At 62.9% G+C, this 18,549-nt stretch carries 21 protein-coding genes; 10 read left to right on the top strand and 11 right to left on the bottom strand.

Annotated features, from left to right (window positions below; translation table 11 throughout):
* The 7 genes from hpaH to HU764_RS08240 all read right to left on the bottom strand — a co-directional run bounded on the left by hpaH (position 1) and on the right by HU764_RS08240 (position 6,606).
* Positions 1 to 804, bottom strand: a complete 804-nt coding sequence (hpaH, locus tag HU764_RS08210; RefSeq protein WP_027596126.1) for a 2-oxo-hept-4-ene-1,7-dioate hydratase — start codon at positions 802 to 804, stop codon at positions 1 to 3.
* Between the two features lie 17 nt (positions 805 to 821).
* A complete protein-coding gene (locus tag HU764_RS08215) occupies positions 822 to 2,129 on the bottom strand; it encodes an MFS transporter (RefSeq protein WP_186680006.1) in 1,308 nt (435 codons plus the stop codon).
* 51 nt (positions 2,130 to 2,180) lie between these two features.
* The gene (locus tag HU764_RS08220) at positions 2,181 to 2,591 is read right to left on the bottom strand and encodes a 5-carboxymethyl-2-hydroxymuconate isomerase (protein ID WP_186680005.1); all 411 of its coding nucleotides are present in this window, start codon (positions 2,589 to 2,591) and stop codon (positions 2,181 to 2,183) included.
* Positions 2,592 to 2,650: 59 nt separating this feature from the next.
* Complete coding sequence (gene hpaD / locus HU764_RS08225) at positions 2,651 to 3,574, bottom strand: 3,4-dihydroxyphenylacetate 2,3-dioxygenase (protein WP_027596129.1); 924 nt, start codon at positions 3,572 to 3,574, stop codon at positions 2,651 to 2,653.
* Positions 3,575 to 3,704: 130 nt separating this feature from the next.
* Positions 3,705 to 5,165, bottom strand: a complete 1,461-nt coding sequence (gene hpaE, locus HU764_RS08230; RefSeq protein WP_186703311.1) for a 5-carboxymethyl-2-hydroxymuconate semialdehyde dehydrogenase — start codon at positions 5,163 to 5,165, stop codon at positions 3,705 to 3,707.
* A 5-nt stretch (positions 5,166 to 5,170) separates the two neighbouring features.
* A complete protein-coding gene (locus tag HU764_RS08235) occupies positions 5,171 to 5,935 on the bottom strand; it encodes a fumarylacetoacetate hydrolase family protein (protein ID WP_186680003.1) in 765 nt (254 codons plus the stop codon).
* Positions 5,936 to 5,946: 11 nt separating this feature from the next.
* Entirely contained in the window at positions 5,947 to 6,606 is a 660-nt protein-coding gene (locus HU764_RS08240; protein ID WP_099454640.1) for a fumarylacetoacetate hydrolase family protein, read from the bottom strand.
* Between the two features lie 172 nt (positions 6,607 to 6,778).
* On the opposite strand from HU764_RS08240, the gene hpaA reads away from it, so the two are divergent.
* The gene (gene hpaA, locus HU764_RS08245) at positions 6,779 to 7,684 is read left to right on the top strand and encodes a 4-hydroxyphenylacetate catabolism regulatory protein HpaA (RefSeq protein ID WP_027596133.1); all 906 of its coding nucleotides are present in this window, start codon (positions 6,779 to 6,781) and stop codon (positions 7,682 to 7,684) included.
* A 175-nt stretch (positions 7,685 to 7,859) separates the two neighbouring features.
* A complete protein-coding gene (gene hpaR / locus HU764_RS08250; protein ID WP_027596134.1) occupies positions 7,860 to 8,282 on the top strand; it encodes a homoprotocatechuate degradation operon regulator HpaR in 423 nt (140 codons plus the stop codon).
* A 57-nt stretch (positions 8,283 to 8,339) separates the two neighbouring features.
* Here hpaR and HU764_RS08255 read toward each other — a convergent pair whose 3' ends face one another.
* Positions 8,340 to 9,428 (bottom strand): asparaginase, encoded by a 1,089-nt coding sequence (locus HU764_RS08255; RefSeq protein ID WP_027596135.1) that lies wholly within the window; start codon positions 9,426 to 9,428, stop codon positions 8,340 to 8,342.
* 403 nt (positions 9,429 to 9,831) lie between these two features.
* On the opposite strand from HU764_RS08255, the gene HU764_RS08260 reads away from it, so the two are divergent.
* The 7 genes from HU764_RS08260 (at position 9,832) to HU764_RS08290 (ending at position 16,852) form a co-directional block, all read left to right on the top strand.
* Complete coding sequence (locus HU764_RS08260) at positions 9,832 to 10,788, top strand: sugar ABC transporter substrate-binding protein (protein WP_186703288.1); 957 nt, start codon at positions 9,832 to 9,834, stop codon at positions 10,786 to 10,788.
* Between the two features lie 21 nt (positions 10,789 to 10,809).
* Positions 10,810 to 12,363 (top strand): sugar ABC transporter ATP-binding protein, encoded by a 1,554-nt coding sequence (locus tag HU764_RS08265; RefSeq protein WP_186703287.1) that lies wholly within the window; start codon positions 10,810 to 10,812, stop codon positions 12,361 to 12,363.
* On the top strand, positions 12,360 to 13,355 hold the full coding sequence (locus HU764_RS08270; RefSeq protein WP_186679988.1) for an ABC transporter permease: 996 nt from the start codon (positions 12,360 to 12,362) through the stop codon (positions 13,353 to 13,355). The genes HU764_RS08265 and HU764_RS08270 overlap by 4 nt, the downstream gene beginning before the upstream one ends.
* 4 nt (positions 13,356 to 13,359) lie before the next feature.
* Positions 13,360 to 14,382: a LacI family DNA-binding transcriptional regulator gene (locus HU764_RS08275; RefSeq protein WP_186703286.1), complete on the top strand. Its 1,023-nt coding sequence runs from the start codon at positions 13,360 to 13,362 to the stop codon at positions 14,380 to 14,382.
* 9 nt (positions 14,383 to 14,391) lie between these two features.
* A complete protein-coding gene (rbsK, locus tag HU764_RS08280; RefSeq protein ID WP_186703285.1) occupies positions 14,392 to 15,300 on the top strand; it encodes a ribokinase in 909 nt (302 codons plus the stop codon).
* The gene (rbsD, locus tag HU764_RS08285) at positions 15,297 to 15,695 is read left to right on the top strand and encodes a D-ribose pyranase (protein ID WP_027596141.1); all 399 of its coding nucleotides are present in this window, start codon (positions 15,297 to 15,299) and stop codon (positions 15,693 to 15,695) included. The genes rbsK and rbsD overlap by 4 nt, the downstream gene beginning before the upstream one ends.
* A 152-nt stretch (positions 15,696 to 15,847) precedes the next feature.
* Positions 15,848 to 16,852, top strand: coding sequence for a nucleoside hydrolase (locus HU764_RS08290; protein ID WP_186703284.1), 1,005 nt, complete (start codon positions 15,848 to 15,850; stop codon positions 16,850 to 16,852).
* On the opposite strand, the gene HU764_RS08295 is transcribed toward HU764_RS08290, so the two are convergent.
* On the bottom strand, positions 16,824 to 17,036 hold the full coding sequence (locus HU764_RS08295) for a hypothetical protein (RefSeq protein ID WP_027596143.1): 213 nt from the start codon (positions 17,034 to 17,036) through the stop codon (positions 16,824 to 16,826). The two genes, HU764_RS08290 and HU764_RS08295, sit on opposite strands and share 29 nt — an antisense overlap.
* A 288-nt stretch (positions 17,037 to 17,324) precedes the next feature.
* On the opposite strand from HU764_RS08295, the gene HU764_RS08300 reads away from it, so the two are divergent.
* The gene (locus HU764_RS08300; protein ID WP_027596144.1) at positions 17,325 to 17,642 is read left to right on the top strand and encodes an I78 family peptidase inhibitor; all 318 of its coding nucleotides are present in this window, start codon (positions 17,325 to 17,327) and stop codon (positions 17,640 to 17,642) included.
* A gap of 61 nt (positions 17,643 to 17,703) precedes the next feature.
* On the opposite strand, the gene HU764_RS08305 is transcribed toward HU764_RS08300, so the two are convergent.
* Entirely contained in the window at positions 17,704 to 17,916 is a 213-nt protein-coding gene (locus HU764_RS08305; RefSeq protein WP_027596145.1) for a cold-shock protein, read from the bottom strand.
* A 162-nt stretch (positions 17,917 to 18,078) separates the two neighbouring features.
* Positions 18,079 to 18,381, bottom strand: a complete 303-nt coding sequence (locus HU764_RS08310) for a hypothetical protein (RefSeq protein WP_099454632.1) — start codon at positions 18,379 to 18,381, stop codon at positions 18,079 to 18,081.
* Between the last annotated feature and the right edge of the window lie 168 nt (positions 18,382 to 18,549).

Below are 18,549 nucleotides of genomic sequence, written 5' to 3' on the forward strand. Positions count from 1 at the left end.
TCAAACGAAACGGCAGGCAATCGAGCCGAGCAGGTCATAGTCGACGTGGAAGGTGTCGCCAGGCCGTGCGGCTACTGGGCGAGTGAAGGAGCCGCCGAGGATGATCTGGCCCGGCTGCAGGGTGACGTCGTACGCGGCCAGCTTGTTGGCCAGCCAAGCGACACCCTTGGCCGGGTGGTTGAGCACCGCGGCGCTTACCCCGGACTCTTCGATCACACCGTTGCGGTAAAGCACGGCCGGCACCTTGCGCAGGTCGATCTCGGTGGGCCGTACCGCGCGCCCGCCCATGACCACGCCGGCGTTGGCGGCGTTGTCGGAGATGGTGTCGAACACTTTGCGCGTGGCCTGGGTCTGGGGGTCGACCTGTTGAATGCGCGCGTCGATGATTTCCAGCGCCGGGATGACCCACTCGGTGGCGTCCAACACGTCGAACACCGTCACATTCGGGCCCTTGAGCGGCTTGCCGAGAATGAAAGCCAGCTCGACCTCGACGCGCGGCACGATGAAACGCTCAAACGGAATGTCGCTGCCTTCATCGAACAGCATGTCGTCCAGCAGCGCGCCGTAGTCAGGCTCGGTAATGTTCGACGAAACCTGCATGGCGCGGGAGGTCAGGCCGATCTTGTGGCCGACCAGCTTGCGCCCGGCGGCGAGCTTCTTGGCCACCCAGGCACGCTGGATGGCGTAGGCATCTTCGATAGTGATGGCAGGCTGGTCGAGTGAGAACTGGCGCACCTGTTCGCGCGAGCGCTCGGCCTGGTCGAGCCGCTCGGCGGCCTGTTGGATGAATGCGTTATCGAGCATGGTTGAAGTCTCAAGGTTCAAGGGTTGACGATGGCGGCGCGAGTACGCAGCACCAGCAGGCCACCGAGGGTGATAAACGCAGCCAGCACATACAGCGCGAGGCTGGCGCTTTGCGTGGTGTCGCGGACCCAGCCGATGAAATAGGGCGTGGCGAACGAGGCAATGCTGCCCAGCGAGCTGATCAGGGCGATGCCGGCAGCCTGTGTGCGGTCATTGAGAAACGCCGTAGGCAGTTGCCAGAACATCGGCAGGGCTGCGCTTGCCCCCATGCCTGCCAGCACCAGGCCGGCCAATACGGGCAGTGCCTGGTTGGGCGCGAGGGCAGCGATCGCGATACCCGCCGCGGCCATCAGCAGGGGGATGGACAGGTGCCAACGGCGCTCGCGGTGGCGGTCGGACGAGCGTCCGCAGGCCAGCATGAACACGCAGCCGGCCAAGTACGGCACCGCGCTGAGCAGGCCGACACTGGCGTCGCTGCCGATGCCGGCGGTGTGGATCAGGCTGGGCATCCAGAACGCCAGCGTGTTCACCGCCAGCATGACCGCGCAGTACACCGCCACCAGCAGCCATACGGCAGGGCTGGCGAGGATACCGGCGAACGAGGTGACCGGCTTGCGCTGTTCTTCCTGGCCGAACTGGGCGCGCAGGGCGGCTTTTTGCTGGGCGTCGAGCCAGGCCACCTGTTCGAAACGCTCGGGCAGGACCGCCAGCACCACCAGGCCGAGCAGGATCACCGGGGCGCCTTCGATCAGGAACATCCACTGCCAGCCACGCAGGCCCGCAGCGTCATGCATGAACGCCAAAATGCTGCCCGAGAGCGGCCCGCCGACCACGCCTGCCAGCGGCACGGCAATGGCGAACAATGCCGTGACCTGGGCACGGCGGCCCGCGGGGTACCAGCGGTTGAGGTACACCAGAATGCCTGGGAAAAACCCGGCTTCCGCTGCGCCCAGGGCAAACCGCAGCAGGTAGAACGCGCTGCTGCTCTCGATCAGCAGCATGCAGGTCGACAGGGTGCCCCACACCACCATCAGGCTGGCGATCCAGCGGCGCGGGCCGACGCGGTCGAGCATCAGGTTGCTGGGTACGCCAAACAACGCATAGGCGATGAAAAACAGCCCGGCGCCCAGCCCGTAGACCGTGTCGGACAGATGTAGGTCCTGGCTCATCTGCATCTTGGCGAAGCCGATGTTGATGCGGTCCAGGTGGGCGAACAGGTAACACACCAACAGCAACGGCATCAGCCGCCAGGTGACGGTCCGGTGTGTGCTGTCGAGGAGTGTGGCTTGCGCCGTGCTGCGCGAGGCGTGCTCGAGTGTGCTCATATTTGTTGTACTTGTTGTGTGATGAGACGGTGAAAGGTGTCGGCCGTTGGCTCAGGCCGGTTTGTTGAACAGCGGGTGCAGGGTGCTGTGCTTGGCGTCGTAGACCTGCGCGTTGCTCTCGTCGATCTGCAGGGTGATGCCGATGGGGCGCTGCTGGAGCAGCGCGTCCAGGTGCTGCTTGAGCACGTGCAACAGGCTGTCGCCGACTGTTTTGTGAACCTCCGCGGAGCGGCCGTTGGCCATCCGCAGGTTGGCGTACAAAAAGCCATAGTCGCCGTTACCATCCGCCACTGCGCAGTGCGCGGCGGGGTAGGCCAACACGCGGGTGCCGCCGGTGGGGAACACGGCCTTGCCGGCGGCATCGCGCTGTTCGAGCATGGTGTTGGCCAGGGCACGGCAAAGGCCCGGGATGTCGGCGTCTGTTTCCAGGTCGGGGGTGTAGAGCAGAACCAGGTGTGGCATGAAGGGCATCCTCTTGGCAGAAACGCCTGGCCGCCCGGCAGAGCGGCCAGGCAGCGGAACTACAGGCGGCTGGTGGACACCACCGCGGCCGGGTTGGCGGCCTGCGCGGCGGGGATGGCAGCACCATCCTGCGGGGTGACCGGGAAGATCGCGTTGATCTGGCCGGTGCCCGACGAGCCGAAGTAGGGCGTTACCACGTCGGCCTTGCCGTCGTACTTCGACCAGCCCAGGGCACCGAGCAGCATCGCGGTGTCATGCATGAACCCTTCACCGTGGCCCTTGGCGGCGTATTCGGGGAGCATCCCGCAGAATTCTTCCCATTCAGCGTTCTCCCACATCTTCACCACGCGGTGGTCCAGGGTTTCCAGGAACGGGCTCCACACCTTGGTGGCGAAATCCGGCGCCTGGCCGTTCTGCGCAAAGCGGTGTGACAGCGAGCCACTGGCCAGGAACGCCACGGTGCCGTCGTAGTGCTCTTCCACGGCCTTGCGCATGGCCCAGCCGAGGCGGGCGCTGTCGGCCAGGTAGTGGGACGTGCACAGCGCCGAGACCGAAACCACCTTGAAGTGCTGGTCCTGGTTCATGTAGCGCATCGGCACCAGGGTGCCGTACTCAGGGCCCAGGGTGGTGGCGTGGTGGGCCATGGTCTCGACGTTGAAGCGGTTGCATTCGGCTGCCAGCAGTTGGCCGAGTGCAGTGTTGCCCGGGAACTCGTATTCCATGTTGCTGATGAAGTGTGGCAGTTCGTTGCTGGTGTAGACGCCCTTGAAATGCGGGCCGCAGAGCACGTGGTAGTTGGCATTGACCAACCAGTGGGTGTCGAACACGACAATCGTGTCGACCCCGAGCTCACGGCAGCGTCGGCTGATCTCGTAGTGCCCGTCGATGGCGGCTTGCCGAAAGCCCTGACGCGGGCCAGGCAGCTCGGACAGGTACATGGACGGTACATGGGTAATCTTGGCAGCGAGAGCGAGTTTGCCCATGGAAATCTCCGGTAAGAGGATGTTGTTAGGGTGTAGAAGCCTGTGGGAGCGGGCCTGCCCGCGAACACGGGCGCAGCCCGTGCCATGCACCGTGGGCCCCCACAGGGTTACCCGCTTGATCGAGACGGTTTTATACACCCCAGCGCGGGATGTGGTGGCTGCCCATGGAAATGCACACGTTCTTGATCTCGGCGAACACTTCGAAGCTGTATTGCCCACCTTCACGCCCGGTGCCGGAGCCTTTCACGCCGCCGAACGGCTGGCGCAGGTCGCGCACGTTCTGGCTGTTGATGAAGACCATGCCAGCTTCGATGCCACGCGCCAGGCGGTGCGCCTTGCCGATGTCCTGGGTCCAGATGTACGAGGCCAGGCCGTATTCGGTGTCGTTGGCCAGTTGCAGTGCTTCGGCCTCGTCCTTGAACGGGATCAGGCACACCACTGGGCCGAAGATTTCTTCCTGGGCGATGCGCATGCTGTTGTTCACGTCGGCGAACACGGTGGGCTGGATGAACTGCCCCTTGGCCAAGTGCGCCGGCAGATTGGCCGGGCGCTCAAGGCCGCCGGCAACCAGGCGTGCGCCTTCTTCGATGCCGATGCGGATGTACCCGGTGACCTTGTCATAGTGCTGCTGGGTGATCATCGAGCCTACTTGCGTTTTCGGGTCGGTCGGGTCACCCACGATCAGGCGCTTGGCGCGGGCGGCGAACTCGGCGACGAACTGCGGGTAAACGCTTTCCTGGATGAAAATGCGGCTGCCGGCCGTGCAGCGCTCGCCATTGAGCGAGAAGATGGTGAACAGCGCTGCATCCAGGGCGCGTTCCAGGTCGGCGTCTTCGAAGATCACCACCGGCGACTTGCCACCCAGCTCCATCGAGTATTTTTTAAGGCCGGCGGTCTGCATGATCTTCTTGCCGGTGGCGGTGCCGCCGGTAAAGGAAATTGCACGCACATCGGCGTGACGCACCAGTGCATCGCCAGCGGTGGCGCCGTAGCCTTGGATCACATTGAGCACGCCGTTGGGGATGCCGGCTTCAACGGCCAGGCGGCCGAGTTCGTTGGCAGTCAGCGGCGACAATTCGCTCATTTTCAAGACGGCGGTGTTGCCCAGGGCCAGGCACGGCGCAGTCTTCCAGGTGGCCGTCATGAACGGCACGTTCCAGGGGCTTACTAGGCCGCACACACCCACCGGCTGGTACAGGGTGTAGTTGAGCATCTGGTCGTCGACCGGGTAGGTGTGGCCATCCATGCGGGTGCACACTTCGGCGAAGAAGTCGAAGTTGTGCGAGGCACGCGGGATCAGCACGTTCTTGGTCTGGTGGATCGGCAGGCCGGTATCGAGGGTTTCCAGCTCGGCCAGTTTCGGCACGTTCTGGTCGATCAGTTCGCCCAGCTTGCGCATCAGACGGGCACGTTCCTTGGCTGGGGTGTTGGCCCATTTCGGGAAGGCTTCCTTGGCCGCCGCAACCGCCTGCGCGACCTCTTCGGCACCGCCGCTGGCGACTTCGCAAATCGCGTCACCGGTGGCTGGGTTGTAGTTGACGAAGGTGTCTTTGCTCTCGACCTCACGGCCATTGATCCAGTGCTTGATCATGCTGCTCATGCCTTGTTGTTCTTGAAGAAGTCAGCTTCGCTGACGATGCGGTTGACCAGGCGACCAACGCCTTCCACTTCCACCACCACTTCATCGCCTGGCACTACATCGGCCAGGCCTTCTGGGGTGCCGGTTGCGATCATGTCGCCCGGTTGCAGGGTCATGAAGCTGGAGAAATATTCGATCAGGTAAGGAATGTCGAAAATCATGTCCGAGGTGCTGCCTTCCTGTTTCAGCTCACCGTTGATCCAGGTGCGCAGCTTCAGGTTGGACGGGTCCGGCACGTCGGCCGCATCGACGATCCACGGGCCGACCGGGGTGGTGGCGTCGCGGTTTTTCACCCGCAGGTTGGGGCGGTAGTAGTTTTCCAGGTAGTCGCGGATGGCGTAGTCGTTGCACACGGTGTAGCCGGCCAGGTACTGCAGGGCGTCTTCGCGCTTGACGTTACGTGCCTGCTTGCCGATCACCGCCACCAGCTCGCACTCGTAGTGCATGTAGGCGACGTTGTCCGGGCGCCAGGTGATCTGCTTGTGGCCGGTGTAGGTGCCCGGCGACTTGATGAACGCCAGCGGCTCGGTGGGCGGCGTGAAGGCGAGTTCCGCGGCGTGGTCGGCGTAGTTCAGGCCCAGGGCGAACATGCTGCCGGTGGCAGGTGGCAGCCAGGTCACCTGGTCTTCATGCACCAGGCGGCCGTCGGCCAGGCGCAGGTGGTCGTCTTCGACGGTGACATTATGGACCTGGCCGTCGAACTGGATACGGGCGTGTTTCACAGGTGCAATCCTCATTCGGCGACGATGTGGTTGGTGAGCGTGCCCAGGCCATCGATCTCGACATCGACGCGGTCGCCTGGCTGCACATCGACGCGCCCCTCGGGGGTGCCGGTAATCAGGATGTCGCCCGCATGCAGGGTCATGAATTCGCTGATCTCGGCGATCAGCTGGGCAACCGTGCGCACGCAGTTGGCGGTGGTGTTCTGCTGGCGCACTTCACCGTTGACCCGCAGGCGCAGGCCCAGGGCATCGGGGTTGGCCACCTGTGCAGCCGGTACCAGGGCGGGGCCGACCGGGCAGAAGCCATCGCGGCACTTGGCCTTGACCGCAGGGCGGTAGTAGCTGGTCTCAGGCAGGCTGACTTCGTTGACGATGGTGTAGCCCGCCACGTAGCCCAGCGCGTCTTCGGCGCTGACCCGGCTGGCGTCCTTGCCAATCACCACGCCCAGGGCAGGGCCCGGTTGCAGGCGCTCGACACCGGCCGGAAACACCACGTTGCCTTCATGGTGGTTGCGGGTGTTGGGCGTCTTGACGAACAGCACCGGCTTGACGGGCGGTTGTTTGTAGGGCGCTTCGTGAAACGCCGCTTCGTGCTGCTGCAGCAGACCCTGGTAGTTCAGCGCAACGCCGAACAGGGTGCCGGTCGCAACGTCATGCAGGGCATGGCTCATGCTTTTCTCCAGGCGGTGCAGGGCGAGGGTCGTCCTGCCGAGATTGTTAATGTGTTAATGTTATAGTTAATATGTTAACGAAGGTCAAGGCTTCACCCAGTGGCATCTGCCAAGCAGCCGGGGCACCATGGGTGATCGTCAATACGGGCAAGCGCTTTGCGGGTAAGCAGTCATGAGTGATCGGCATCCCATTCCGAACATCAACATCGGCCAGGTCTACGACCAGCGCTACAGCGACAGCGAGGTGCACTACGACCGGCTGGGCAACCTTGCCGGGTTTTTCGGGCGCAACATGCCCGTGCACCGGCACGACCGGTTTTTCCAGGTGCATTACGTGAAGTCCGGTACGGTGAGGGTGTACCTCGATGACCAGCAGTATATCGAGGCCGGGCCGATGTTCTTCCTGACGCCGCCGACGGTGGCGCATGCCTTCGTCACCGAGCCAGACAGCGACGGCCATGTGCTGACGGTGCGTCAGCAACTGGTCTGGCAACTGATCGAAGCCGACGCCAGCCTTTTGCCGGCCGGGGTGCAGGTGCGGCCTGCCTGCGTTGCCCTGGCCAAGGTGCCGGCTGCGTACAAGGCCGAGGCGCGCAGGCTCGAACGCTGGCTGGAAGCGCTCAGCGACGAAGTTGCCACGCCCCATCCGGGGCGCGATGCGGCGTTGCAGTCGCTGACCCGGCTGATCATGATCAGCTTGCTGCGGCTGTGCCCCAACTCGCGCGAGGCCACCCCGGCCAGGCACGAAGACCTGAAAATCTTCCACCGCTTCAACGCGCTGATCGAAGCGCATTACCTTGAGCACTGGCCCCTGGCGCGCTATGCGCAGCAGATCGGCGTGACCGAGGCGCGGCTGAACGATGTGTGCCGGCGCATTGCCGACTTGCCGTCCAAGCGCCTGGTGCTTGAACGCGTGATGCAGGAAGCCAAGCGCCTGCTGTTGTTCTCCGGCAGCACGGCAAACGAAATCTGCTACCAGCTGGGCTTCAAGGACCCGGCTTATTTCAGCCGATTCTTCAACCGTTACGCCAAGCTCACGCCCGGCGAATACCGCCAGCGGCAAGCGGAGTTGTTGTGAGAGGGCCATGGCTTACCGCCCGGATCGCGTCGTTGTTGTTTGATCCGGATGGTCGCAGCTTGGCTGGCGGCCTTGAATGGGTTTTCCATGGAAGAGCTTGCACTTTCCAGGCTCCTTGTCCCTTTTTGCCTATGCCCCTAATCTTGCCAGTCGTACCCCAAACACAGGCGCCCACATGACCAAGACGCAACCCTCGCTGACATTGAGCCTGCTGCAGGCCCGGGAAGCCGCAATGGCATTTTTCAGGCCGTTGCTGAACGAACACGACCTGACCGAGCAACAGTGGCGAGTCATTCGTATTCTTAGCCAGCAAGGTGAATTGGAGAGCTACCAGCTCGCCCACCTGGCGTGCATCCTCAAACCGAGCATGACCGGGGTGTTGAGCCGTTTGGAACGCGATGGCCTGGTGCGTCGGCAGAAGGCCGCGCAGGACGCGCGGCGTGTGTTGGTGAGCCTCACCGAACGCGGCGAGGCCTGTTTCGAGTCAATGCGCGAGGGCATGGAGGCCAACTACCGCAAGATCCAGGCGCAGTTCGGCGAAGACAAGTTGGCGCAACTGATGGGTTTGTTGAACGAACTTAAGCGCATCGAGCCGTAGGCCGGGCTGAGGGGGAGGGCCGGTGCAACCCGTGCACCGGCCTTGGCATTACAGCACTCAGTATTCCCAGAAAATCCGCTGCAGCTCTTTGCTGTCCTGGGTCTTGGTCATTGCGACCATGGCCAGGATGCGGGCTTTTTGCGGGTTCAGGTCATGGGCCACGACCCAATCGTTTTTGTCGTCCGGCTGCTCGGCGTTACGCAGCACGAAACCGCCCTGGTTAACGTGGGACGAACGGATGATCTGCACGCCGTTCTTGCGCAGCTCTTGCAGCGCCGGTACTACCCGCGACGACACCGAGCCATTACCGGTACCGGCATGGATGATCGCCTTGGCGCCGTTCTGCGCCAGTGCCTTGTAGGCGGTGTCGGTCACGTTGCCATAGCCGTAGGCGATGTCCACGGCCGGCAGGCTGCTGATCTGCTTGATGTCGAATTCCGAATTGACCGTATGGCGCTTGGCCGGCAGGCGGAACCAGTAGGATTTACCTTCAACGACCATGCCCATCGGGCCCCAGGCGCTCTTGAACGCTTCGGTCTTGATGTTGACCGACTTGCTGACATCGCGGCCAGACTGGATCTCATCGTTCATGGTCACCAGCACGCCCTTGCCACGCGACTGCTTGTCGCTGGCCACGGCCACGGCGTTGTACAGGTTGAGCATGCCGTCTGCCGACATGGCGGTGCCAGGGCGCATCGAGCCGACCACCACGATTGGCTTGTCGGTTTTTTCCACCAGGTTAAGGAAGAAGGCGGTCTCTTCCAGGGTGTCGGTGCCGTGGGTGATGACGATGCCGTCGACGTCGTTGCTGTCGGCCAATTCGGCGACGCGCTTGCCCAGTTTCAGGAGGTCTTCGTTGGTGATGCTTTCGGAGGCGATCTGCATCACCTGTTCACCGCGTACGTTGGCCAGGTCGGCCAGCTCGGGCACACCGGCGATGAGCTTGTCGACGCCCAGTTTGGCCGCTTGGTAGGTAGCGCTGTTGGCCGCGCTGGCGCCCGCGCCGGCAATGGTGCCGCCGGTGGCGAGGATGACCACATTGGCCAGCTTCTGTTGGGTTTCGGCTTCTTTGGCCGAAACGGCGGTCGGCAGGATCAGCAGCAACGCGAGTGCGCTGGGGGCGAAGGATTTAAGTGCAGCATTCATAGTTATTGTTCTCTCTCTTCCTATTGAGGCGATTGCTGTATCGCACAAGAAACAACGCATATTCCGTACCAGCAAAGATGCGGCTTGTGTAGGAGCGGCCTTGCGTCGCGAAAGGGCTGCGCCGCGGCCCTAGCAATCTATGGGGTTTGCTGAAATCTTTGGGCTGCTGCGCAGCCCTTTCGCGACGCAAGGCCGCTCCTACAGGGCATGTGTTTTATTCGGTTTTCCGAACAAGCATAGGAAAACCTGTTCGGTTTTTCGGAAAAATTCCGGATAATCTGCGCCAGGCGTGGCTCGCCCTTAACAGCCAAACGGATTTGACAAAACCAGGTCCTGTTTCCATAGTGAGTCAACGCAAACGTTTGCGATCCGATAAAAAACACAAGATTCGGAGTCATCGTCCATGAAACTGCCGTTCCCCGGTCGTCTGCTGGCCCTCGCTGTCGTCTCGTCACTTTCCCTGGCCTTGCCGCTCAGTGCTGCACACGCCGAAGAAAAGCCCAAAGTCGCCTTGGTGATGAAGTCCCTCGCCAACGAATTTTTCCTCACCATGGAAGACGGCGCCAAGGATTATCAAAAAAGCCATGCCAATGATTTCGACCTGATCGCCAACGGCATCAAGAACGAGACTGACACCGGCGAGCAGATCCGCATCGTCGAGCAGATGGTCAACGCAGGGGCCAAAGCCCTGGTGATTGCGCCTGCGGACTCCAAAGCCCTGGTTTCAGCCGTTAAAAAGGCCATGGACCAAGGCGTGGTGGTGATCAACATCGACAACCGCCTAGACCCCGAACTGCTCAAGAGCAAAGGCATCAGAGTACCCTTCGTAGGCCCCGACAACCGCAAAGGCGCCCGCCTGGTGGGCGACTACCTGGCGCAGCAGAAGCTCAAGGCCGGTGACCAAGTCGGCATCATCGAAGGCGTGCCGACCACCACCAACGCCCAGCAGCGCACCGCCGGCTTCAAGGACGCCATGGAGGCCGCGCAGATGAAGATCGTTTCGGTGCAGTCCGGCAACTGGGAAATTGACAAAGGCAACGCCGTCGCCGCCTCCATGCTCAACGAATACCCCGAGCTCAAGGCCCTGCTGGCCGGTAACGACAGCATGGCCCTGGGCGCCGTGTCGGCCGTGCGCGCCGCAGGCAAGGCCGGCCAGGTGCAAGTGGTCGGTTACGACAACATCAATGCCATCAAACCCATGCTCAAGGACGGCCGCGTACTCGCCACCCTCGACCAAGCCGCCAGCCAGCAGGCGGTGTTCGGTATCCAGGCGGCGCTGAAGATGATCAACGGTGAGCAGCCGGGCGTGGATGCCGACAATGTCATCCAGACCCCCGTCACGCTCATCACCCAGCCCTGATACCCGCCAGGAGAGAGGGCCATGCCTGCAACGGCCAATGAAGTGGTGCTCGCCGCCAGCGGGCTGGGCAAGACCTACGCCCAGCCGGTGCTCGGTGACGTCGGCCTGAGCCTGCGCGCTGGTGAGGTACTGGCCCTGACGGGCGAGAACGGCGCTGGCAAGAGCACGTTGTCCAAGCTCATCAGTGGCCTTGAGGTGCCCACCACCGGGCACATGACCTACCGCGGCCAGGCTTACGCGCCCGGCAGCCGCAGCGAGGCCGAGCGCCTCGGTGTGCGCATGGTCATGCAGGAACTCAACCTGCTGCCGACCCTGACCGTGGCCGAAAACCTGTTCCTCGACAACCTGCCCAGCCGCTTCGGCTGGATCAGCCACAAGCGCCTGCGCCAACTGGCCACCGCTGCCATGGCCCAGGTCGGGTTGGACGCCATCGACCCGGACACCCCGGTCGGCGAGCTGGGCATCGGCCATCAGCAGATGGTCGAAATCGCCCGCAACCTGATCGGCGATTGCCATGTGCTGATCTTCGACGAACCCACCGCCATGCTCACTGCGCGTGAAGTGGAGCTGCTGTTCACCCAGATCGAACGCCTGCGCCAGCGCGGCGTGGCCATCGTTTATATCTCCCACCGCCTCGAAGAACTGCAGCGCGTGGCCCAGCGCATCGTCGTGCTGCGTGACGGCAAGCTGGTGTGCGACGAGCCGGTCCAGCGCTACAGCAGCGCCGAGCTGGTCAACCTGATGGTCGGCCGTGAGCTGGGCGAACACATCGACCTGGGCCGCCGCGAGATTGGCGCGCCGTTGCTGAAGGTCGACCGACTTAGCCGGGGGGACAAGGTGCGTGAGGTGTCGTTCGAGGTCAGGGCAGGGGAGATCTTCGGTATCTCTGGCCTGATCGGCGCCGGCCGCACCGAGCTGCTGCGCCTGATCTACGGTGCCGACCGCGCCGACAGTGGCAGCATCGCCCTGGGCCAGCCGCCACGGGCAGTGACCATCGACTCACCCAAAGCCGCCGTCAAAGCCGGTATCGCCCTGATCACTGAAGACCGCAAAGGCGAAGGCCTGCTGTTAACCCAGTCGATCAGCGCCAATATCGCCTTGGGCAACCTTGGCGCGGTATCGCGCGCCGGTGTGCTCGACAGCGAGGCGGAAATGGCCCTGGCCGAACGCCAGATCCAGGCCATGCGCATCCGCAGCGCCGGCCCGCACCAGGCCGTGGGCGAACTGTCCGGTGGCAACCAGCAGAAGGTGGTGATCGGCCGTTGGCTGGAGCGTGATTGCCAGGTGCTGTTGTTCGATGAGCCAACCCGAGGCATCGACGTTGGCGCCAAGTTCGACATCTACGGTCTGCTGGCCGAACTGGCGCGCCAAGGCAAGGCCCTGGTGGTGGTGTCCAGCGACCTGCGCGAACTGATGCTGATCTGCGACCGCATTGCCGTGCTCTCGGCCGGTCGCCTGATCGACACCTTCGAGCGCGACCATTGGAGCCAGGACCAGCTTCTTGCCGCTGCCTTTGCCGGCTATCAAACACGTGACGCACTGCTGCATGACGCAGCACCCAGGATGGATGCATGAAAACCACCCCCCTCGACAACCAAAACGCCGCCCCCGTGCGCCGCAGTGGCACGTACTTCGGCCTGGGCACTTACCTGGGCCTGGCCGGCGCGCTGCTGGCGATGATCGTGCTGTTCTCGTTCCTCAGTAGCCACTTCTGGTCCTATGCCACCTTCAGCACCCTGGCCAACCAGATCCCTGACCTGATGGTGCTGGCGGTCGGCATGACCTTCGTGCTGATCATCGGCGGCATCGACCTGTCGGTCGGCTCGGTGCTGGCGCTGGCGGCCTCGACGGTCAGCGTGGCTATTCTCGGCTGGGGCTGGGGCGTGCTGCCCTCGGCGCTGCTCGGCATGGCCGTGGCAGCCCTGGCTGGTAGCATCACCGGCGGCGTTACCGTGGCCTGGCGCATCCCCTCGTTCATCGTTTCGCTCGGCGTGCTGGAGATGGCCCGCGGCCTGGCCTACCAGTTCACCGACTCGCGCACCGCCTATATCGGCGATGCCTACGCCTGGTTCTCCAACCCGATTGCGTTCGGTATTTCGCCGGCATTCCTCATCGCCCTGCTGGTGATCGTACTGGCCCAACTGGTGCTGACCCGCACAGTGTTCGGCCGCTACCTGATCGGCATCGGCACCAACGAAGAGGCCGTGCGCCTGGCGGGCATCGACCCGCGCCCCTACAAAGTGCTGGTGTTCGCCCTGATGGGGCTGCTCGCCGGCCTGGCTGCGCTGTTCCAGATTTCGCGCCTCGAAGCAGCCGACCCCAATGCCGGGTCCGGCCTTGAGCTGCAGGTGATTGCCGCCGTGGTGATCGGCGGCACCAGCCTGATGGGTGGCCGCGGTTCGGTCATCAGTACTTTCTTTGGCGTGCTGATCATTTCGGTGCTGGCCGCAGGTCTGGCGCAGATCGGCGCATCGGAACCCACAAAACGCATCATCACCGGGGCGGTCATCGTCATCGCCGTGGTGCTCGACACTTACCGTAGCCGGCGTGCAGGCCGGCGGAACTGAAAACATGGCAACCATTAAAGACGTCGCGGCACTGGCGGGTATTTCTTACACCACCGTGTCCCATGTGTTGAACAAGACCCGCCCTGTCAGTGAACAGGTGCGGCTCAAGGTCGAGGCCGCCATCGTCGAGCTCGACTACGTACCCAGCGCGGTGGCGCGCTCGCTCAAGGCGCGCAGCACTGCCACCATCGGCTTGCTGGTGCCCAACAGCGTCAACCCGTACTTCGCCGAACTGGCCCGAGGGATCGAAGACGCCTGCGAACGCAACGGCTACTGCGTGATCCTGTGCAACTCCGACGACAACCCGCAAAAGCAGCGCAGCTACCTGCGTGTGCTGCTGGAAAAACGCATCGATGGCTTGGTAGTAGCGTCTGTAGGTGAAGACAGCGACCTGTTGCAAAGCCTGGCCTGCGTGCGCACACCCATGGTCATCGTCGACCGCGAGCTGGACGGCGTCGACGCCGACCTGGTGCGCATCGACCACGAGCACGGCGCTTACCTGGCCACCCGGCACCTGCTTGAGTTTGGCCATCGCGACATCGCCTACATCGGCGGCCCGGCCGAAACCGGTGTCAGCCAACTGCGCCTGGCCGGTTTCCGTCGGGCGCTGCAAGAGGCGGGGGTAGAGGCGGAGCCCAGCCGCGTGCTGCATTGCGATTTCACCAGCCCAGGCGGCCACGGCGCGGCCGCACAGTTGCTGGACGGCAACCGGCCGACGGCGATCTTCGCCGGTAACGACATGATCGGCTTTGGCGTGCTGCGCGCCGCCGCCGAGCGCAACATCAACGTACCGGGTGAACTGTCGGTGATTGGCTTCGATGACATCGAGCTCAGCCGTTACGTCTACCCGCCGCTGACCACCGTGGGCCAGTCGATCCGCGAGCTGGGCGAAAACGCCGCCGCGTTGCTGCTATCGCGCATAGCCACGCCTCGGCAGGGTTCGGCAGAGCAGCGCATCGTCGCCCCGCGCATCGTGCAGCGCGAGTCCACCGGGCCACGCCCGGACCTGTTCAATGATTACCGCTAAGGAGCGCTTATGCATGCCAAGGTAGTGGTGGTCGGTAGCCTCAATATGGACTTGGTCGCCCGCGCCCAGCGTTTGCCACGGGCGGGCGAAACCTTACCTGGCGAGGCGTTTTTCACGGCGCCCGGCGGCAAGGGCGCCAACCAGGCGGTGGCGGTGGCACGGTTGGGTGGCAGTGTGGCGATGGTGGGCAACGTCGGCGATGACGCCTATGGCCAGCAACTGCGCAAGGCGCTGGAGCGCGAAGGCGTTGATTGCCAGGCGGTGAGCGTGTGCCAAGGGGTTTCCAGCGGTGTGGCGCTGATCACCGTCGACGCCGCCAGCCAGAACTGCATCGTCATCATCCCGGGTGGTAATGGCCTGCTAACGCCGCAGTCGGTGCAGCGCTTCGACAAGTTGCTGCAGGCGGCCGACGTCATCATCTGTCAGTTGGAAGTGCCGGCCGAAACCGTGGCCTGGGCCTTGGCCAGGGGGCACGAACTGGGCAAGCGTGTCATCCTCAATCCGGCGCCTGCTACAGGCCCGCTGCCCTCAACCTGGTTTGGCCATATCGACTACCTGACCCCAAACGAAAGCGAGGCCGAAGCACTGACCGGTATCACTGTCACCGACCAGGGCAGCGCCCTGCGCGCCGGTGAGCGATTGCTGCAACTGGGCGCTGGCAAAGTGATCATCACCCTCGGCGCCCAAGGCGCCCTGTTGGTGACCGCGCAGGGCCATCAGCACTTCCCTGCGCCGGTGGTGCAGCCGGTGGACACCACGGCCGCTGGCGACACTTTCGTAGGTGGTTTTGCCGCAGCTTTGGTGCGGGGCCTGGAGGAGGGCGAGGCAATCGCTTTCGGCCAGCGCGCCGCCGCATTGTCGGTCACTCGCGTGGGGGCGCAGCCGTCGATTCCCTACCTCTCGGAGTTGCAGCCATGAAAAAGACCGCGCTGCTCAATATCGCCCTGTCACGGACCATTGCCGGGTTGGGGCATGGCGACATTCTGGTGATTGGCGATGCCGGGCTTCCGGTGCCGCCTGGCGTCGAGCTGATCGACCTGGCGCTGACGCCGGGCATACCGGACTTTGCCAGTGTGCTGCGGGTGGTGTTGAGCGAGATGCAGGTTGAGCGGCATGTGCTGGCTGAGGAAATGCAGAAAGTGGTACCGCCCGGGCTGGTTGAGATTGAGCGCTTGCGCGGTAAGCTGGGCAAGCGGGAGTGGATGAGCCATGAGGAATTCAAAGTGCTGTCACGCAGTGCGCGTGCCGTGGTGCGCACGGGGGAGTGCCAGCCGTACAGCAACATTGCCCTGATATCCGGGGTGACCTTTTAGCCGAGGGCGCTGCCCTCGATCGCCGGCAAGCCGGCTCCCACAGGTCCTGTGCAGTTTGCCGAAGTATTCACAATCTCTGTAGGAGCTGGCTTGCCGGCGATTGGGCCGCAAAGCGGCCCCGCAACCTTTAACCAAGGCAACAGGAGTGCCCCATGCTCAAACCGCTGTTACAAGGACTCACCCTCATGGCCGCAGCCACCACCACCCTCCAGGCCGCCCCGCGCGATCTGATCATCGACACCGACCCCGGTGCCGACGACGTGGTCGCGCTGTTCCTGGCCATGGCCTCGCCCGATGAGCTGAACATCCGCGCCATCACCACCGTGGCCGGCAACGTGCGCCTCGATAAAACCTCACGCAACGCCCGCCTGGCCCGCGAATGGGCTGGCCGTGAAGACATCCCCGTGTACGCCGGGGCCGGCCGCCCGCTGGTGCGCACGCCCATCTACGCCGCCGAAGTGCATGGCGAAGAAGGCCTGACCGGTGTGCAAGTCCACGCGCCGCAAAAGCCGCTGGCCCAAGGCAATGCCGTGCAATACCTGGTCGACACTCTCGGCAGCGCACAACCTCACAGCATCACCCTGGCCATGCTCGGCCCACAGACCAACCTGGCCCTGGCGCTTATCCAGCGCCCGGAGATCGCCCAAGGCATCAAAGAAGTCGTGGTCATGGGCGGCGCCCATTTCAACGGCGGCAACATCACCCCTGCAGCCGAATTCAACCTGTACGCCGACCCGCATGCCGCCGAGGTGGTGCTGGCCAGTGGCGTACAACTGACTTACCTGCCGCTGGACGTCACCCACAAGCTGCTGACCAGCGAAGCACGCCTCAAGCAACTCGCGGCGGTCAACAACCAGGCCAGCAAGCGGGTCGTGGATATTCTCAATGCCTACATCACCCACGACATGGACCTGTACGGCATGCCTGGCGGCCCGGTGCACGACGCCAGTGTCATTGCCTACCTGCTAAAACCCGAGCTGTTCAGTGGGCGACGCATTCACATGGTCATCGACAGCCGCGAGGGCCCGACCTTTGGCCAGACCATCGCCGACTGGTATGGCGTGCTGAAACAGCCCGCCAACGTCATGTGGGTAGAGGAGGGGGATGCTCAGGGCTTTTTCGACCTGCTCAGCGCGCGCCTGGCTCGATTGCAATAGGGGAATGCCTGGCGAAGCGCTCGAACGCTTGGTCCATAAAGCTGCGCGCCGCTTCGCTGCCGCGGTCGCGCACCAGCAGGTCGATGGCAATCAGTAGCAACTCCTCCGGCGTGCTGGGGCTGTAGGCACTCTGGCCCTCCGCCCATTTGACCTTGATATCGGCGTCGATGCTGTGGCTGCTCATGAAAGGCTCTCACTGGGGGCCTGGGACGAAGGGGCGAACACCGGATCCTGATGTTCGAGGGAGGCACGGCGCGCTCCACTTCTTGCAGTAAATCATGCCTTTGCGTCAATGACTCTGCGACATAAGAATAAAAAGCTTTGCGCGGCAAACCAAGCGTATTGTGCAAAATCCAGTCACGATTGCATTTCGCCTCCACCGGCATGTTCAGGCAGACTTGTGCGGTTTTGCAACAAACAATGCGCGCAGCTGTCGGATCAGACAGTGCCCAGATCGATTTTAGGAGGATTCATGTTCCGTACCCGTGCTTACCTGGCGACCCTGGCGGTGGCTGCTGTGCTGGCTGGTTGCAGTACCGGTGGCAATTCTGCGGGCAGTGCGCCTGCCGCACCGGCAGGCAACGACGGTCGCTGCGAAGCCAGCGGTGCCGATTTTGCCATTGGCAAGCCGGGCAGCCCAGACCTGCTGGAGCAGGCCCGCAAGGCCAGTGGTTCGCAGATGGCGCGTATTCTCAAGCCGCACGACGTGGTGACCCTGGAGTACCGCTCCGAGCGCCTTAACCTGAATGTGGATGAGCAAGGTGTGGTAACCCGCGTCAACTGCGGCTAAGCCTTTGCAAGCCCCATAAAAAAACCCGCCACTAGGGCGGGTTTTTTTACAGCTGTCCGAATTACTCCGGACGAACCTGTGCAGCCTGCATGCCTTTCTGGCCTTTCTCGGCCACGAAGGAAACAGCCTGGCCTTCTTTCAGGCTCTTGAAGCCGTCAGATTCGATGGCCTTGAAGTGTACGAAGAGGTCGTCGCCGCCGCTTTGTGGGGTGATGAAGCCGTAGCCTTTTTCATCATTGAACCATTTGACGGTGCCGTTTTGGCGATTGGACATGGGGTGAATCTCCAGACATTTGATTTTTTCAGTGGTGCGATGTTGCCGAGGCTCCGAAGCACCGGCAACATCATAGTCTAATTCTGCGCATCTAGCGCCTTTTACGTTCGCCAGATGTTGATCCAGCGCAAACAATGGGTGGCGAACCCCGGCTTTATGGTTTCAGCCCTTCGTGCATGCTTGCTTAACAACCGTTTGAGCTTTCTGCATCAGTTTGGCGTCCACGCCATCACTGCTGTTCAGGTCCTTGATCTCTTCATCGCTGAAGTTCTTTTCGATAGCTGTTGCGCCACAGGTGCAGTGCTGCTGCGCCGCCTTGGCGTCCAGGCCCTGGCCAGAGGCGACCTTGGTGCACTGGGACATGTAGTTTTGCTTCGCGCCAGCCGGGAACGAACCCGCGTTGGCCGCAACCGGCAGCAGCAGGGCGCCAGCAACGCTCAGGGCCAGAAGAGACGGAAATCTCATAACCAGACACTCCTTGGTTTAGGTCTCATCAAGAGTAGGATGCTTCCCAAAGTCTGATAGGAATTTTTCCGTGTAAGTTCACCCCGGTTGTGTAATTTCCAAATATTTCTGCATCGTGCCCAACCCCGCGTGCTAGCATGCTCGGCTTGTAGCTGACAACGTGCAGCT

Origin of the sequence: Pseudomonas kermanshahensis, assembly GCF_014269205.2 — a bacterium.
Lineage (GTDB): Bacteria > Pseudomonadota > Gammaproteobacteria > Pseudomonadales > Pseudomonadaceae > Aquipseudomonas > Aquipseudomonas kermanshahensis.

Coding starts and splice junctions, on each gene's coding strand:
- hpaH (WP_027596126.1), bottom strand. CDS start 804: ATGCTCGATAACGCATTCATCCAACAGGCCGCCGAGCGGCTCGACCAG.
- HU764_RS08215 (WP_186680006.1), bottom strand. CDS start 2,129: ATGAGCACACTCGAGCACGCCTCGCGCAGCACGGCGCAAGCCACACTC.
- HU764_RS08220 (WP_186680005.1), bottom strand. CDS start 2,591: ATGCCACACCTGGTTCTGCTCTACACCCCCGACCTGGAAACAGACGCC.
- hpaD (WP_027596129.1), bottom strand. CDS start 3,574: ATGGGCAAACTCGCTCTCGCTGCCAAGATTACCCATGTACCGTCCATG.
- hpaE (WP_186703311.1), bottom strand. CDS start 5,165: ATGATCAAGCACTGGATCAATGGCCGTGAGGTCGAGAGCAAAGACACC.
- HU764_RS08240 (WP_099454640.1), bottom strand. CDS start 6,606: ATGAGCCATGCCCTGCATGACGTTGCGACCGGCACCCTGTTCGGCGTT.
- hpaA (WP_027596133.1), top strand. CDS start 6,779: ATGAGTGATCGGCATCCCATTCCGAACATCAACATCGGCCAGGTCTAC.
- hpaR (WP_027596134.1), top strand. CDS start 7,860: ATGACCAAGACGCAACCCTCGCTGACATTGAGCCTGCTGCAGGCCCGG.
- HU764_RS08255 (WP_027596135.1), bottom strand. CDS start 9,428: ATGAATGCTGCACTTAAATCCTTCGCCCCCAGCGCACTCGCGTTGCTG.
- HU764_RS08260 (WP_186703288.1), top strand. CDS start 9,832: ATGAAACTGCCGTTCCCCGGTCGTCTGCTGGCCCTCGCTGTCGTCTCG.
- HU764_RS08265 (WP_186703287.1), top strand. CDS start 10,810: ATGCCTGCAACGGCCAATGAAGTGGTGCTCGCCGCCAGCGGGCTGGGC.
- HU764_RS08270 (WP_186679988.1), top strand. CDS start 12,360: ATGAAAACCACCCCCCTCGACAACCAAAACGCCGCCCCCGTGCGCCGC.
- HU764_RS08275 (WP_186703286.1), top strand. CDS start 13,360: ATGGCAACCATTAAAGACGTCGCGGCACTGGCGGGTATTTCTTACACC.
- rbsK (WP_186703285.1), top strand. CDS start 14,392: ATGCATGCCAAGGTAGTGGTGGTCGGTAGCCTCAATATGGACTTGGTC.
- rbsD (WP_027596141.1), top strand. CDS start 15,297: ATGAAAAAGACCGCGCTGCTCAATATCGCCCTGTCACGGACCATTGCC.
- HU764_RS08290 (WP_186703284.1), top strand. CDS start 15,848: ATGCTCAAACCGCTGTTACAAGGACTCACCCTCATGGCCGCAGCCACC.
- HU764_RS08295 (WP_027596143.1), bottom strand. CDS start 17,036: ATGAGCAGCCACAGCATCGACGCCGATATCAAGGTCAAATGGGCGGAG.
- HU764_RS08300 (WP_027596144.1), top strand. CDS start 17,325: ATGTTCCGTACCCGTGCTTACCTGGCGACCCTGGCGGTGGCTGCTGTG.
- HU764_RS08305 (WP_027596145.1), bottom strand. CDS start 17,916: ATGTCCAATCGCCAAAACGGCACCGTCAAATGGTTCAATGATGAAAAA.
- HU764_RS08310 (WP_099454632.1), bottom strand. CDS start 18,381: ATGAGATTTCCGTCTCTTCTGGCCCTGAGCGTTGCTGGCGCCCTGCTG.